Raw genomic sequence first — 13,654 nt, 5'->3', positions numbered from 1 at the left:
GGGCGACAAGCTGAGACAAGGCTTAACGTTCGGAGCCGGTTGCCGAACCCGACAAGGCGCAGGCTCATGTTGCCACTCGACAACGAACTGTAAATGCGCCGTTACAGACACGCGCCGCCGGTGACCGTCGCGGCGCGATGGCGCTGATCAGGCGTCGAGCAGGATGCGCAGCATGCGGCGCAACGGTTCGGCTGCGCCCCAGAGCAGCTGGTCGCCGATGGTGAAGGCGCCCAGGTACTGCGGCCCCATCGCCATCTTGCGCAGGCGTCCGACCGGAATGCCGAGCGTGCCGGTCACCGACACCGGCGTGAGGTCCTTTAGCGTGGCTTCGCGGGTGTTGGGCACCACGCGCACCCACTCGTTGTCGGCCGCGATCAGGGCTTCGATGTCGGCCAGCGGGACGTCCTTCTTCAGCTTGAAGGTCAGGGCCTGGCTGTGGCAGCGCATCGCGCCCACGCGCACGCAGAAGCCGTCGACCGGCACGGCGGCGCTGCCGAAGCCCGGACCCTGGCCGAGGATCTTGTTGGTTTCGGCGCCGGCCTTCCATTCCTCGCGCGACACGCCCTCGCCGAGGTCCTTGTCGATCCAGGGAATCAGCGAGCCGCCCAGCGGTACGCCGAAGTTTTCGGTTTCGGCGCCGCCCATGGATTGCTGGCGCGCCAGCACCTTGCGGTCGATCTCCAGGATGGCGGACTTGGGGTCGTCCAGCAGCGCGCCGACTTCGGCATGCAGGGTGCCGAACTGGGTCAGCAGTTCGCGCATGTGCTGCGCGCCGCCGCCCGACGCGGCCTGGTAGGTCATGCTGCTCATCCACTCGACCAGCCCGGCCTTGTAGAGCGCACCCACGCCCATCAGCATGCAGCTGACCGTGCAGTTGCCGCCGATCCAGTTGCGCCCGCCCTTGCCCAGCGCGTTCCGGATGACCGGCAGGTTGACGGGGTCGAGGACGATGACCGCGTCGTCCTTCATGCGCAGGGTGGAGGCGGCGTCGATCCAGTGGCCGTTCCAGCCGGCTGCGCGCAGCTTGGGGAAGACCTCGCTGGTGTAGTCGCCGCCCTGGCAGGTGATGACGATGTCGCACTGGCGCAGCGCCTCGATGTCGAAGGCGTCCTTCAGGGTCGCCTCGTTCCTGGCCTGGGCGGGCGCCTTGCCGCCGGCGTTGGAGGTGGAGAAGAAGACCGGTTCGATCAGGCCGAAGTCGCCTTCGGCCTGCATGCGGTCCATCAGGACCGAGCCGACCATGCCGCGCCAGCCGACCAGGCCGACCAGCGGTTGTTGTGCCTTGGAGAGTGCCATCGTCATACGCCTTTCAATTGGATCCGTTTGCCCCGGCTCGTCTGGCCGGGGAACAGGCGCGCGACGAACCGGAGCTGGCTAGCCCTTGGTGGTTTTGGTGGTGATCGCGGCCACGACGGCGTCGCCCATGGCGCGGGTGCCGACCTTCGTGGTGCCCTCGGAGTGGATGTCCGCCGTGCGCAGCCCCGAGGCGAGCACCTGCTTCACCGCGGATTCGATCCGGTCGGCGGCTTCGGGCTGGTTCAGGGAAAAGCGGAGCATCATGGCGGCGGACAGTATTGTAGCCAAAGGGTTCGCAATCCCCTGGCCGGCGATATCCGGCGCGCTGCCGTGGCTGGGCTCGTACAGGCCCTGGTTGCGCTCGTTCAGGCTGGCCGAGGGCAGCATGCCGATCGAGCCGGTGAGCATGGCCGCTTCGTCCGACAGGATGTCGCCGAACAGGTTGCCGGTGACCACCACGTCGAACTTCCTGGGCGCGCGCACCAGTTGCATGGCGGCGTTGTCCACGTACATGTGGTCCAGCTCGACGTCGGGGTACTGCTTGCCCACTTCGATCACCACGTCCTTCCACAGCTGGAAGGTCTCCAGCACGTTGGCCTTGTCGACGCTGGTCACGCGCCGGCTGCGCTTGCGGGCGGCCTGGAAAGCCACGTGCGCGATGCGCTCGATCTCCGGGCGCGTGTAGCGCATGGTGTCGAAGGCTTCCTCGGCGCCGGGGAAGTGGCCGTCGGGTGCGCTGCGGCGGCCGCGCGGCTGGCCGAAATAGATGTCGCCGGTGAGCTCGCGGATGATCAGGATGTCCAGCCCGGCCACCAGCTCCGGCTTCAGGCTGGAGGCATGCGTGAGCTGCTCGTAGCAGATCGCCGGCCGGAAATTGGCGAACAGCCCGAGGTGCTTGCGCAGGCCCAGGATCGCCTGCTCGGGGCGCAACGCGCGTTCGAGCTGGTCGTACTTCCAGTCGCCCACGGCACCGAACAGGATGGCGTCGGCTTGCCTGGCCAGCGCGAGGGTGGATTCGGGCAGCGGGTGGCCGTGCGCCTCGTAGGCGGCGCCGCCGACCGGCGCCGACTCCATCTCGAACTTCAGGTCCAGGGCATCCAGCACCCGGACCGCTTCGGCCACGATTTCCGGCCCGATGCCGTCGCCGGGCAGCACTGCAATCTTCATCTCGCTTGACTCGCTTTGCTGATGACGAATGACTTCGCGCGTTCCGCTCTCAATGACGAATGACGCAAGAGTCATTTGTCATTCGTCGCTCGTCACTCACAGGGTATGGGCCAGCCACGGCTTGGTGGCCAGGCGCTGCGCCTCGAAGGCCTTGATCTTGTCGGACTGGCGCAGGGTCAGGCCGATGTCGTCGAAGCCGCCCTGCAGGCAGTACTTGCGGAAGGGCTGCACGTCGAAGGCGATCTCCGTGCCGTCCGGCTTGACGATCGCCTGCCGATCCAGGTCGATGGTGAGTTCGTAGCCGGGGAAGGCCTGCACCTCGTCGAACAGCTTCGCCACCGTGGCCTCCGGCAGCACGATGGGCAGCAGGCCGTTCTTGAAGCTGTTGTTGAAGAAGATGTCGGCGAAGCTGGGGGCGATCAGGGCCCGGAAGCCGAACTGGTCCAGGGCCCAGGGCGCATGCTCGCGCGAGGAGCCGCAGCCGAAGTTCTTGCGTGCCAGCAGCACCGATGCGCCCCGGTAGCGCGGCTGGTTCAGCACGAAGTCCGGGTTGGGCTTGCGGCTGGCCGGGTCCTGGCCCGGATAGCCGGGGTCCAGGTAGCGCCACTCGTCGAACAGGTTGGGGCCGAAGCCGGTCTTGCGGATCGACTTGAGGAACTGCTTGGGGATGATCGCGTCGGTGTCGACGTTCTCGCGATCCATGGGGGCGACGAGGCCCTTGTGTACGGTGAACTTTTTCATGTCGATGCAGCCGGGGACGGGACGGTCGCGGGCTCGCGTTCCTTATTTCTTGCGGGCCGCGTCCTCGATGGCGCCGCCCGCCTTCTGGAGGTCCTGGCCCATGCCCTGGACGGTGTTGCAGCCGGCGAGCAGCACGGCCAGCGCGAACAGGGCAGCGATCTTCTTGACGGACATGGGCTCTCCTCCTAGATGAATTGACGGACGTCGACGAAATGACCGTGCACCGCCGCAGCGGCGGCCATGGCCGGGCTCACCAGATGCGTGCGGCCGCCGGCGCCCTGGCGGCCTTCGAAGTTGCGGTTGCTGGTGGACGCGCAGCGCTCGCCCGGCTCCAGCCGGTCGGCGTTCATCGCCAGGCACATGGAGCAGCCCGGCTCGCGCCACTCGAAGCCGGCCGCCTTGAAGACCTCGTGCAGGCCCTCGCGTTCGGCCTGCTCCTTCACCACGCCGGAGCCGGGCACCACCATGGCCAGCTTGACGTTCTTCGCCACCTTCCGGCCCAGCTTCTTCACCACCGCTGCGGCCTCGCGCATGTCCTCGATGCGGCTGTTGGTGCACGAGCCGATGAACACCTTGTCGATGAAGATGTCGCTGATCGGCTTGCCCGGCTCCAGGCCCATGTAGGTGAGCGCGCGTTCGATGGCGCCGCGCCGGGTGGCGTCCTTTTCCTTGTCGGGATCGGGCACGCGGCCATCCACGCCCAGCACCATCTCGGGCGAGGTGCCCCAGGTGACCTGCGGGACGATCTGCGAGGCATCGAGTTCCACCACGGCGTCGAATTTCGCATCCGGGTCGGAGTGCAGCGTGCGCCAGTACGCCACCGCCTGCTCCCATTCCACGCCGGTGGGCGCAAGGGGGCGACCCTTGACGTAGTCGATGGTCTTGTCGTCCACCGCCACCAGGCCGGCGCGGGCGCCGGCCTCGATGGCCATGTTGCACACCGTCATGCGGCCTTCCATCGACAGCGAACGGATCGCGGAACCGCCGAACTCGATGGTGTAGCCGGTGCCGCCGGCGGTGCCGATCCGGCCGATGATGGCCAGCACGATGTCCTTGGCGGTGACGCCGCGCGCCAGCTGACCGTCCACCTGGACCCGCATGTTCTTCGCCTTGCGGGCCAGCAGCGTCTGCGTGGCCAGCACGTGCTCGACCTCGCTCGTGCCGATGCCGTGGGCCAGGGCGCCGAATGCGCCATGGGTGGAGGTGTGCGAGTCGCCGCAGACCACGGTCATGCCGGGCAGGGTGGCGCCCTGCTCGGGGCCGATCACGTGCACGATGCCCTGGCGCTTGGACAGGAACGGAAAGTACGCCGCCGCGCCGAATTCGCCTATGTTGCGGTCCAGCGTGGTGACCTGCTCCTTGCTGATCGGATCGTCGATGCCGGCGTAGCCGCGTTCCCAGCCGGTGGTGGGCGTGTTGTGGTCGGCCGTGGCCACCACCGAGCTGGTGCGCCAGACCTTGCGGCCGGCCTCGCGCAGCCCTTCGAAGGCCTGCGGGCTGGTGACCTCGTGCACCAGGTGGCGGTCGATGTAGAGGATGGCCGTGCCGTCTTCCTCGGTGTGGATGACGTGCTCGTCCCAGATCTTGTCGTAGAGGGTGCGTCCCATGGGGTACTTCCGGCTGAAGCCGGGGATTTTATCGGCCGGGGTGGCACCGCCCTTCCGTAAGGGCACACCGCTCGGCGCCCGGCTGCCCGCCGGCGCGGCGCGATTGACAGCGCCGGCTGCCGGCCCGCAGCATGCTGGCGGGGAGGGACCCGTGCATGAAGACCCGCCTTTGCCTCATCCTGGCTGCCGCGCTGGCGTCCGCGGCCGCCTCGCAGGAGCGCCGCAACTGGTTCGACGATCCCTTCGTGCAGGTCACCGCCGCCCTGCCGGGCTGTCCGGTGCCGGCGCCGCCGGGCATGACCGAGCAGGAGATGCGAGCCGAGGCGCACGTGCGGGCCCAGCACGGCGCCAGCTGCTACCGGGTCGGCCGCTGCCGGCTACCCAATTCCTATCTCTACGACAAGGAGCTGGTTCCCCGCGTGGCGCAGTACCTGCGCATGGACGGCCGGTTCGACGACACCAGCGTCTGGGTGCTGGGCGAGCGCCGGCTGGTGACCCTGATGGGCTGCGTGCGCACGCCCGAACAGGCCGAGCAGATCGAGAAGGCGGTGCTGCTGGTCGACGACGTGATGGGCGTGGCCAACTTCCTGGGCGTCGGCACGGCTGCGGTGCCGCGCTACCGCACGGCGCCCTGAATGCAGAAAGGCCCGCCGGAGCGGGCCTTTGCCGTTCATGCGGGCAGCCGCCTCAGCGCTGGGCGATCGGCTGCACGTCGCGCCGGACGGCACCGGCATACAGCTGGCGCGGGCGGCCGATCTTGTACTCGGGGTCGCCGATCATCTCGTTGAGCTGGGCGATCCAGCCGACCGTGCGGGCCAGCGCGAAGATGGCGGTGAACAGCGACACCGGGATGCCGATGGCGCGCTGCACGATGCCCGAATAGAAGTCCACGTTCGGATAGAGCTTGCGCGAGACGAAGTACTCGTCCTCCAGCGCGATCTTCTCCAGCGACATGGCCAGCTTGAACAGCGGGTCGTTCTCCAGGCCCAGCTCGCTGAGCACCTCGTGGCAGGTCTCGCGCATGAGCTTGGCGCGCGGGTCGTAGTTCTTGTAGACGCGGTGCCCGAAGCCCATCAGGCGCACGCCCGAGTTCTTGTCCTTGACCTTGCCGACGAACTCGCCGATCTTGGCCACGCCGCCCATCTGCTGGATGTCCTCCAGCATGTTCAGCGCGGCCTCGTTGGCGCCGCCGTGCGCCGGGCCCCACAGGCAGGCCACGCCCGCGGCGATGGCGGCGAACGGGTTGGTGCCCGAGCTGCCGCACAGGCGCACGGTGGAGGTGGAGGCGTTCTGCTCGTGGTCGGCGTGCAGGATGAAGATGCGGTCCATCGCGCGCACCAGCACCTCGTTGGGCTCGTACTCCGCGCAAGGCGTGGCGAACATCATGCGCATGAAGTTCGCCGTGTACGACAGCGAGTTCTTCGGGTACATGTAGGGCTGGCCGGCGCTGTACTTGTACGCCATCGCCACCAGCGTGGGCATCTTGGCGATCAGGCGGATCGCCGAGATCTCGCGGTGCTGCGGATTGTTGATGTCGGTGCTGTCGTGATAGAACGCCGACAGCGCGCCGACCAGGCCGGTCATCACCGCCATCGGGTGCGCGTCGCGCCGGAAACCGCGCAGGAAGAACTGCATCTGCTCGTGCGCCATGGTGTGGTTGGTCACGCGCGAGACGAAGTCGGTCTTCTGCTGCACGTTGGGCAGTTCGCCGTACAGCAGCAGGTAGCAGGTCTCCAGGAAGTCGCACTGGGTGGCCAGCTGCTCGATCGGGTAGCCGCGGTACAGCAGTTCGCCCTTGTCGCCGTCGATGTAGGTGATGGTCGACTGGCAGGACGCCGTGGACATGAAGCCCGGGTCGTAGGTGAACATGCCGGTCTGCGCGTACAGCTTGCGGATGTCGATCACCTGCGGGCCGATGCTGCCCTGGTACACGGGCAGCTCGACGCTCGGGCTGCCGTTGCTGAACGACAGGGTGGCTTTGTTGTCGGCGGGTTTCATCTCGTTTCCTTCAAGTCAATCGTTCGCGGCGGGGGCGGGGGCGCGCAGCAACGCCAGCAACTGGCGAACCTCGCTGCGGTCGAGCTCCCCGGCGGGCTCGCGGCGGCGCAGCAGCAGGTCCATCAGTTCATTGTCGGACAGCTGCATCACTTCCTCCAGCACGGCGCCCTGCCGCGGCGTGAGTGCGGCCCCATGGCGGGTGAAGAAGCGCTCGAGCAGGAGGTCGTTCTCCAGCATGCCGCGGCGGCAGCGCCAGCGCAGCTTGCCGACCGCATGTTCGTCGAGCACGGCCTCTCCCATCACGGCTTCAGACGGCCCGGCGGACCATCAATTCCTTGATCTTGCCGATGGCCTGGGCCGGATTCAGGCCCTTCGGACAGACGTCGGTGCAGTTCATGATGGTGCGGCAGCGGAACAGCCGGTAGGGATCTTCCAGGTTGTCCAGGCGCTCGCTGGTGGCCTGGTCGCGGCTGTCGGCCAGGAAGCGGTACGCCTGCAGCAGGCCGGCCGGGCCGACGAACTTGTCGGGATTCCACCAGAAGCTGGGGCAGGCGGTCGAACAGCTGGCGCACAGGATGCACTCGTACAGGCCGTTGAGCTCCTCGCGTTCCTCGGGCGACTGCAGCCGCTCCTTCTCGGGCGGGATGGTGTCGTTGATCAGGTAGGGCTTGATCGAGTGGTACTGCTTGAAGAAATCGGTCATGTCCACGATCAGGTCGCGGACCACCGGCAGCCCCGGCAGCGGCTTGAGGACGATCGGGTCCTTCAGCGTGCGCATGTTGGTCAGGCAGGCCAGCCCGTTCTTGCCGTTGATGTTCATGGCGTCCGAGCCGCACACACCCTCGCGGCACGACCGCCGGAACGACACGGAGGGGTCCTGCGCCTTGAGCTTGAGCAGCGCGTCCAGCAGCATGCGCTCGTTGCCGTCCAGCTCGATCTCCACCGTCTGCATGTACGGCTTGGCGTCCTTGTCGGGGTCGTAGCGGTAGATCTGGAAGGTGCGTTTCTGCATGATGTATCCGAAGGAGAACCGGTAGCCCTGGCGGCCGGCGGGAAAGGTTTGGGGAAGGACCTGGTGCTCAGAAGGTGCGGACCTTGGGCGGGACCGATTCGACCGACAGCGGCTTGAGGTTCACCGGCTTGTAGGTCAGGCTGTTGCTGGTGCTGTGCCAGAGCGTGTGCTTGAGCCAGTTGGTGTCGTCGCGACCGAGCGGCGCCACCGGGTCGTCGGCGGGCTTCTCGTACTCGTGCACCGTGTGGGCGCCGCGGCACTCCTTGCGGGCCGCGGCCGAGACGATGGTGGCCTGGGCGCACTCGATCAGGTTTTCCACCTCCAGCGCCTCCACGCGGGCGGTGTTGAACACCATCGACTGGTCCTTCAGGGCAATGGCGTTGACGCGCTGGCGCAGCGCGGCGACCTGGCCGACGCCCTCGTCCAGCATGGCCTGGGTGCGGAACACGCCGGCGTGCTTCTGCATGCTCTGGCGCAGGTCGTTGGCGACGTCCTGGGCATACTCGCCGGACGTGGCTGCATCCAGGCGCGCCAGCCGCTCCAGCGTGCGGTCGGCCGCGCCCGAGGGCAGCGGCTTGTGGGCCTTGTTGCGGCTGGCGTACTCGACGATGTGGTCGCCCGCGGCACGGCCGAACACCAGCAGGTCCAGCAGCGAGTTGGTGCCCAGCCGGTTGGCCCCGTGCACGCTGACGCAGGAGCACTCGCCCACCGCGTACAGGCCGTTGACGACCTTGTTGTGCACGTCGCCTTCCTGCACCACCACCTGGCCGTGGATGTTGGTCGGGATGCCGCCCATCTGGTAGTGGATGGTCGGCACCACCGGGATCGGCTCGCGCGTGATGTCGACGTTGGCGAAGTTGACGCCGATCTCGTACACCGAGGGCAGGCGCTTGTGGATGGTGTCGGCGCCCAGGTGGTCGAGCTTGAGCAGGACGTAGTCCTTGTTCGGACCGCAGCCGCGCCCTTCCTTGATCTCCTGGTCCATCGAGCGCGAGACGAAGTCGCGCGGTGCCAGGTCCTTCAGCGTCGGCGCATAGCGCTCCATGAAGCGCTCGCCGTTGCTGTTCAGCAGGATCGCGCCCTCGCCGCGGCAGCCTTCGGTCAGCAGCACGCCCGCGCCGGCCACGCCGGTGGGGTGGAACTGCCAGAACTCCATGTCCTGCAGCGGGATGCCGGCGCGCGCCGCCATGCCCAGGCCGTCGCCGGTGTTGATGTAGGCGTTGGTCGACGCGGCGAAGATCCGGCCGGCGCCGCCGGTGGCCAGCAGGGTGGTCTTGGCCTCCAGGATGTGCAGGTCGCCGGTCTCCATCTCCAGCGCGGTGACGCCGACCACGTCGCCGTCGGCGTCGCGGATCAGGTCCAGCGCCATCCACTCGACGAAGAAGCTGGTGCGGGCCTTGACGTTCTGCTGGTACAGCGTGTGCAGCATGGCGTGGCCGGTGCGGTCGGCCGCGGCGCAGGCGCGCTGCACGGGCTTCTCGCCGTAGTTGGCGGTGTGGCCGCCGAACGGGCGCTGGTAGATGGTGCCGTCGGGGTTGCGGTCGAACGGCATGCCCATGTGCTCGAGCTCGTAGACGACCTTGGGCGCCTCGCGGCACATGTACTCGATTGCGTCCTGGTCGCCCAGCCAGTCGCCGCCCTTGACGGTGTCGTAGAAGTGGTAGTGCCAGTTGTCCTCGGACATGTTGCCCAGCGACGCGCCGATGCCGCCCTGGGCGGCCACGGTGTGCGAGCGGGTCGGGAAGACCTTGGAGAGCACGGCCACGTTCAGGCCGGCGCGCGCCAGCTGCAGCGATGCGCGCATGCCGGAGCCGCCCGCGCCGACGATGACGACGTCGAAGCGCCGGCGGGTGATGTTGTTGCTGCTGTAGCCCATTGCCTCAAATCCTCCAGAGTACCTGGATGGCCCAGCCGGCGCAGCCGGTCAGCCAGACGATCACGAACACCTGCAGGACCAGGCGCAGCCCGATCGGCTTGATGTAGTCCATCAGCACGTCGCGCATGCCGACCCAGGCGTGCCAGGCCAGCCCGACGATCACGGCGAAGGTCAGCACCTTCATCCACTGGCTGGCGAAGATGCCGGCCCAGCTCTCGTAGCCGATCGGCCCGCTGCCGAACAGCAGCTGCGCCAGCACGACCAGCGTGAAGACCGCCATCAGGGCGGCGGTGACGCGCTGGCTGAGCCAGTCGCGCAGGCCGTAATGCGCACCGACGACGGTGCGGCGTGTTCCGTAGTTGACTGCCATGGTTGTCTCTTTCCCCGAATCAGTAGGCGCCGAACAGCTTCAGCCCCAGCACGATCGTCAGCGCGATGCTCAGCACCAGCGTGACCATGGCCGACGGGCGGCCGCGCTGCAGGGTGACCGCGTCGTGGCTGATGTCCATCCAGACGTGCCGCACGCCGGCGATGAAGTGGTGCAGGTAGGCCCAGATCAGGCCGAGCGCGACCAGCTTGACGAACCAGCCGGGCACGAAGCCGATGCCGCTGCCGAAGGCGGCGGTGAAGCGGGCGAACGAAAGTTCCGAGGACACCGAGGTGTCGAACATCCAGATGATGAACGGCAGCAGCACGAACATCAGCGCGCCGCTGATGCGGTGCAGGATGGACACCCGCCCGGGCGCCGGCAGGCGATAGGTGGGCAGGTCCCTGAACGCATTGATGTTGCGGAATTCCGGGCGCGGCTTCTGGGCAACTGACATGGGGTTTGGCTTTCTGCGGGAAGGGGTTGCGCGTGCCGCCGCGAGGGCGGACAACCCAAAATTCTATTTCAACGCAACAACCTGACACGAATGCTGCGCCACCTCAAGCAGTGCGGATGTTCGTCGCGGCCTGCGCAGGCGGCGTCCGGGCGGGGGTGGCGAAGGGGTCAACTCAGCTCGTTGCGGTAGTGCCGGTGGTCGGTGCGGTACAGGCCCCGGCGCAGTTCCATCGGCACGTCGTTGTAGGTGTAGGCAATGCGCTCGACGCTCAGGAGCGGCGTGCCGCGCGGCACGTTCAGCAGCTCCGATTGCTGCGCGTCGGCCGCCACGGCGCGCAGCTTCTCCTCGGCGCGCACCATGCGCACGCCGAACTCGATCTCGAACATCGCGTAGGTGGGGCCCTGGTAGTCCGCCATCTGTTCGGCGGTCAGCCCCTTGAATGCCGTTCCCGGCAGCCAGAGGTCTTCCAGGATGGTGGGCTCGCCGGCGAAGGAGAGCACGCGCCGCACCTGGATCACCGCGTCGGAGGTGTGCAGACCCAGCGCGCGCGCCACTTCGGCCGACGCGCGGGTACGCCGGCATTCGAGGATGGTGCGCTCGGCGCTGCCGGCCTCGTCGCGACCGCCGCTGTCGGGCACCAGCTTGAGGAACCGGTAGCGGACCTGCTGCTCGCTGTGGGTGGCGACGAACGTGCCCTTGCCCTGGCGGCGCACCAGCAGGTTCTCGGCGGCCAGCTCGTCGATCGCCTTGCGCACCGTGCCCTGGCTGACCCGGAAGCGCGCGGCCAGGTCCATTTCGCTCGGAATCGCCTCGCCGGGCTTCCACTCGCCGGCCTGCAGGCTGCGCAGGATCAAGGCCTTGATCTGCTGGTACAGCGGACTGAACGACGGCGCCGCCCGGGCCGGCACGGAGTCGGCCACGGCGTCGTCGATCGGGGGCGGGACGGGCATGCGGAAAGCGGCTTCTGGAGTGTGGATCATATCTTATATAAGACATAAGACAAATTGACCCTGAGGGGTGCGAGCAGGTACACTCGATCCCTGTTCCGCCCGGGCGCCGCCCGCGGTTCCGCCGGCCGCTCGCGCCGGCCCGCGCCGCCGGCGCGACGTATCGATTGACCCACTTTCGGAGAACCTCCATGAGCAAGAAGCCCGTCCGCGTCGCCGTCACCGGCGCCGCCGGCCAGATCGGTTACGCCCTGCTGTTCCGCATCGCATCCGGCGAGATGCTGGGCAAGGACCAGCCCGTCATCCTGCAGCTGCTGGAAGTGCCGGCCGAGGGCCCGCAGAAGGCCCTCAAGGGCGTGATGATGGAACTGGAGGACTGCGCCTTCCCGCTGCTGGCCGGCATGGAGGCGCACGGCGACCCGATGACGGCGTTCAAGGACACCGACTACGCGCTGCTGGTCGGCTCGATGCCGCGCAAGGCCGGCATGGAGCGTGCCGAGCTGCTGTCCATCAACGGCAAGATCTTCATCGGCCAGGGCAAGGCGCTGGACGCCGTGGCGAGCCGCAACGTCAAGGTGCTGGTGGTCGGCAACCCGGCCAACACCAATGCGTACATCGCGATGAAGAGTGCCCCCTCGCTGCCGCGCGAGAACTTCACGGCCATGCTGCGCCTGGACCACAACCGGGCGCTGTCGCAGGTCGCGGCCAAGGCCGGTTGCGCCGTCGCCGACATCGAGAAGCTCACGGTCTGGGGCAACCACTCGCCCACCATGTACGCCGACTACCGCTTCGCCACCGTGGGCGGCAAGAGCGTCAAGGACATGATCAACGACCCCGCGTGGAACGCCGACACCTTTCTGCCCACCGTGGGCAAGCGCGGCGCCGCCATCATCGAGGCGCGCGGCCTGTCGTCGGCTGCCTCGGCCGCCAACGCCGCCATCGACCACATGCGCGACTGGGCCTTGGGCAGCAACGGCAAGTGGGTCACCATGGGCGTGCCGTCCAACGGCGACTACGGCATCCCCAAGGACGTGATGTTCGGCTTCCCGGTCACCACCGCCAACGGCAAGTACGAGATCGTCAAGGGCCTGCCCATCGACGCGTTCAGCCAGGAGCGCATCGACAAGACGCTCAAGGAACTGCAGGACGAACAGGCCGGCGTGGCGCACCTGCTCTGAGCGGCGTCGCGTGAAGCAGCACCCGCGCGACATCCTCCTCGGCGCCCAGGCGCGCACCGGCGGCCTGCCGGTGTGCGACCACTACAGCGGCGTGGAGGCGAGGATGCGCAAGAGCCTGCAGCTGCAGGCCGAGATGGCGCGCGAGTTCGGCGCGTGCGTGTTCGACGTTTCGCTCGACTGCGAGGACGGCGCGCCGGTCGGCCGCGAGGCCGAGCACGCGGAGCTCGTCACCGACCTGGTGATGGGCGCCGAAGCCGGAGCGCGCGTGGCCGTGCGCGTCCACCCGGTCGACCATCCGAGCTTCGCGCAGGACGTGCAGGCCATCGTCGGCCGGGCCGGTGCGCGCCTGTCGCACGTGATGATCCCCAAGGTGGAGTCGCTGCGCGACGTCGAGATCGCCGCGCATGCACTGGACGCCGCCCGGGCGCCGCAATTGCCGCTGCACGCGCTGATCGAGTCGCCGGCGGCCGTGCACCGGGCCTTCGACATCGCCGGCCACCCGCGCATCCAGTCGCTCAGCTTCGGGCTGATGGATTTCGTCTCCGCCCACGGCGGCGCCGTTCCCGAGGAGGGCATGGGTGCCCAGGGGCAGTTCACGCATCCGCTGGTGGTGCGCGCCAAGCTGGAGATCGCGTCGGCCTGCCACGCCCACGGCAAGGTGCCCTCGCACTGCGTGGTGACCGAATTCAAGGATGCACAGGCGATCGAGGCGTCCGCGCGGCGCGCCGCCGCCGAATTCGGCTACACGCGCATGTGGAGCATCCACCCCGACCAGATCCGGCCCATCCTGAAGGCGATGTCGCCCAGCGAAGGCGAGATCGCCCAGGCCGCCCGCATCCTGCAGCAGGCCGAGCGGGCCGCCTGGGCGCCCATCAGCTTCGATGGCAAGCTGCACGACCGCGCCAGCTACCGCTTCCACTGGCAGGTGCTCGAGCGCGCCCACGCCACCGGCGCGCGCTTGCCCGCGCCGGCGCAAGCCTGGTTTGCAAGGCCATGAGATCGACGACC

General features: G+C 68.1%; 15 protein-coding genes. 3 read left to right on the top strand and 12 right to left on the bottom strand.

The window, feature by feature from the left end:
* Window positions 1–147: 147 nt before the first annotated feature.
* From asd to leuC, 5 genes are all read right to left on the bottom strand, one after another.
* Complete coding sequence (gene asd, locus V6M57_RS08555) at window positions 148–1,296, bottom strand: aspartate-semialdehyde dehydrogenase (RefSeq protein WP_332814565.1); 1,149 nt, start codon at window positions 1,294–1,296, stop codon at window positions 148–150.
* A 78-nt stretch (window positions 1,297–1,374) separates the two neighbouring features.
* Window positions 1,375–2,463 (bottom strand): 3-isopropylmalate dehydrogenase, encoded by a 1,089-nt coding sequence (leuB, locus tag V6M57_RS08550; RefSeq protein ID WP_332814564.1) that lies wholly within the window; start codon window positions 2,461–2,463, stop codon window positions 1,375–1,377.
* A 96-nt stretch (window positions 2,464–2,559) separates the two neighbouring features.
* Window positions 2,560–3,204 carry a 3-isopropylmalate dehydratase small subunit gene (gene leuD / locus V6M57_RS08545; protein ID WP_332814563.1) on the bottom strand — a complete coding sequence of 215 codons (645 nt, stop codon included), beginning with the start codon at window positions 3,202–3,204 and terminating at the stop codon, window positions 2,560–2,562.
* A 42-nt stretch (window positions 3,205–3,246) separates the two neighbouring features.
* A complete protein-coding gene (locus V6M57_RS08540) occupies window positions 3,247–3,378 on the bottom strand; it encodes an entericidin A/B family lipoprotein (RefSeq protein ID WP_332814562.1) in 132 nt (43 codons plus the stop codon).
* A gap of 11 nt (window positions 3,379–3,389) precedes the next feature.
* Window positions 3,390–4,811: a 3-isopropylmalate dehydratase large subunit gene (gene leuC / locus V6M57_RS08535; RefSeq protein WP_332814561.1), complete on the bottom strand. Its 1,422-nt coding sequence runs from the start codon at window positions 4,809–4,811 to the stop codon at window positions 3,390–3,392.
* 155 nt (window positions 4,812–4,966) lie between these two features.
* On the opposite strand from leuC, the gene V6M57_RS08530 reads away from it, so the two are divergent.
* Window positions 4,967–5,446 (top strand): BON domain-containing protein, encoded by a 480-nt coding sequence (locus V6M57_RS08530; RefSeq protein WP_332814560.1) that lies wholly within the window; start codon window positions 4,967–4,969, stop codon window positions 5,444–5,446.
* A gap of 52 nt (window positions 5,447–5,498) precedes the next feature.
* Here V6M57_RS08530 and gltA read toward each other — a convergent pair whose 3' ends face one another.
* The 7 genes from gltA to V6M57_RS08495 all read right to left on the bottom strand — a co-directional run bounded on the left by gltA (window position 5,499) and on the right by V6M57_RS08495 (window position 11,471).
* On the bottom strand, window positions 5,499–6,809 hold the full coding sequence (gene gltA / locus V6M57_RS08525; protein ID WP_332814559.1) for a citrate synthase: 1,311 nt from the start codon (window positions 6,807–6,809) through the stop codon (window positions 5,499–5,501).
* A 15-nt stretch (window positions 6,810–6,824) separates the two neighbouring features.
* On the bottom strand, window positions 6,825–7,109 hold the full coding sequence (locus V6M57_RS08520) for an FAD assembly factor SdhE (protein ID WP_332814558.1): 285 nt from the start codon (window positions 7,107–7,109) through the stop codon (window positions 6,825–6,827).
* Between the two features lie 7 nt (window positions 7,110–7,116).
* On the bottom strand, window positions 7,117–7,821 hold the full coding sequence (locus V6M57_RS08515) for a succinate dehydrogenase iron-sulfur subunit (protein WP_332814557.1): 705 nt from the start codon (window positions 7,819–7,821) through the stop codon (window positions 7,117–7,119).
* 67 nt (window positions 7,822–7,888) lie between these two features.
* Window positions 7,889–9,697, bottom strand: coding sequence for a succinate dehydrogenase flavoprotein subunit (gene sdhA / locus V6M57_RS08510; RefSeq protein WP_332814556.1), 1,809 nt, complete (start codon window positions 9,695–9,697; stop codon window positions 7,889–7,891).
* A 4-nt stretch (window positions 9,698–9,701) separates the two neighbouring features.
* The gene (sdhD, locus tag V6M57_RS08505; RefSeq protein WP_332814555.1) at window positions 9,702–10,067 is read right to left on the bottom strand and encodes a succinate dehydrogenase, hydrophobic membrane anchor protein; all 366 of its coding nucleotides are present in this window, start codon (window positions 10,065–10,067) and stop codon (window positions 9,702–9,704) included.
* A 19-nt stretch (window positions 10,068–10,086) separates the two neighbouring features.
* Window positions 10,087–10,521, bottom strand: a complete 435-nt coding sequence (gene sdhC / locus V6M57_RS08500; protein ID WP_332814554.1) for a succinate dehydrogenase, cytochrome b556 subunit — start codon at window positions 10,519–10,521, stop codon at window positions 10,087–10,089.
* A gap of 167 nt (window positions 10,522–10,688) precedes the next feature.
* A complete protein-coding gene (locus V6M57_RS08495; protein WP_332814553.1) occupies window positions 10,689–11,471 on the bottom strand; it encodes a GntR family transcriptional regulator in 783 nt (260 codons plus the stop codon).
* Window positions 11,472–11,659: 188 nt separating this feature from the next.
* Between V6M57_RS08495 and V6M57_RS08490 the strand changes: the two genes are divergently transcribed.
* Both V6M57_RS08490 and V6M57_RS08485 read left to right on the top strand, forming a co-directional pair.
* Window positions 11,660–12,646 carry a malate dehydrogenase gene (locus V6M57_RS08490; protein ID WP_332814552.1) on the top strand — a complete coding sequence of 329 codons (987 nt, stop codon included), beginning with the start codon at window positions 11,660–11,662 and terminating at the stop codon, window positions 12,644–12,646.
* A 10-nt stretch (window positions 12,647–12,656) separates the two neighbouring features.
* Window positions 12,657–13,643, top strand: coding sequence for an HpcH/HpaI aldolase/citrate lyase family protein (locus tag V6M57_RS08485; RefSeq protein ID WP_332814551.1), 987 nt, complete (start codon window positions 12,657–12,659; stop codon window positions 13,641–13,643).
* Window positions 13,644–13,654: the final 11 nt, after the last annotated feature.

Source organism: Ramlibacter sp., from assembly GCF_036676645.1.
In the GTDB taxonomy this organism is placed as follows: Bacteria; Pseudomonadota; Gammaproteobacteria; order Burkholderiales; family Burkholderiaceae_C; genus Ramlibacter.
This window is presented reverse-complemented; position numbering and strand designations above follow the sequence as displayed.

Bases quoted from the DNA above. Each gene is read 5' to 3' on its own strand.
- asd (WP_332814565.1), bottom strand. From the start codon at position 1,296: ATGGCACTCTCCAAGGCACAACAACCGCTGGTCGGCCTGGTCGGCTGG.
- leuB (WP_332814564.1), bottom strand. From the start codon at position 2,463: ATGAAGATTGCAGTGCTGCCCGGCGACGGCATCGGGCCGGAAATCGTG.
- leuD (WP_332814563.1), bottom strand. From the start codon at position 3,204: ATGAAAAAGTTCACCGTACACAAGGGCCTCGTCGCCCCCATGGATCGC.
- V6M57_RS08540 (WP_332814562.1), bottom strand. From the start codon at position 3,378: ATGTCCGTCAAGAAGATCGCTGCCCTGTTCGCGCTGGCCGTGCTGCTC.
- leuC (WP_332814561.1), bottom strand. From the start codon at position 4,811: ATGGGACGCACCCTCTACGACAAGATCTGGGACGAGCACGTCATCCAC.
- V6M57_RS08530 (WP_332814560.1), top strand. From the start codon at position 4,967: ATGAAGACCCGCCTTTGCCTCATCCTGGCTGCCGCGCTGGCGTCCGCG.
- gltA (WP_332814559.1), bottom strand. From the start codon at position 6,809: ATGAAACCCGCCGACAACAAAGCCACCCTGTCGTTCAGCAACGGCAGC.
- V6M57_RS08520 (WP_332814558.1), bottom strand. From the start codon at position 7,109: ATGGGAGAGGCCGTGCTCGACGAACATGCGGTCGGCAAGCTGCGCTGG.
- V6M57_RS08515 (WP_332814557.1), bottom strand. From the start codon at position 7,821: ATGCAGAAACGCACCTTCCAGATCTACCGCTACGACCCCGACAAGGAC.
- sdhA (WP_332814556.1), bottom strand. From the start codon at position 9,697: ATGGGCTACAGCAGCAACAACATCACCCGCCGGCGCTTCGACGTCGTC.
- sdhD (WP_332814555.1), bottom strand. From the start codon at position 10,067: ATGGCAGTCAACTACGGAACACGCCGCACCGTCGTCGGTGCGCATTAC.
- sdhC (WP_332814554.1), bottom strand. From the start codon at position 10,521: ATGTCAGTTGCCCAGAAGCCGCGCCCGGAATTCCGCAACATCAATGCG.
- V6M57_RS08495 (WP_332814553.1), bottom strand. From the start codon at position 11,471: ATGCCCGTCCCGCCCCCGATCGACGACGCCGTGGCCGACTCCGTGCCG.
- V6M57_RS08490 (WP_332814552.1), top strand. From the start codon at position 11,660: ATGAGCAAGAAGCCCGTCCGCGTCGCCGTCACCGGCGCCGCCGGCCAG.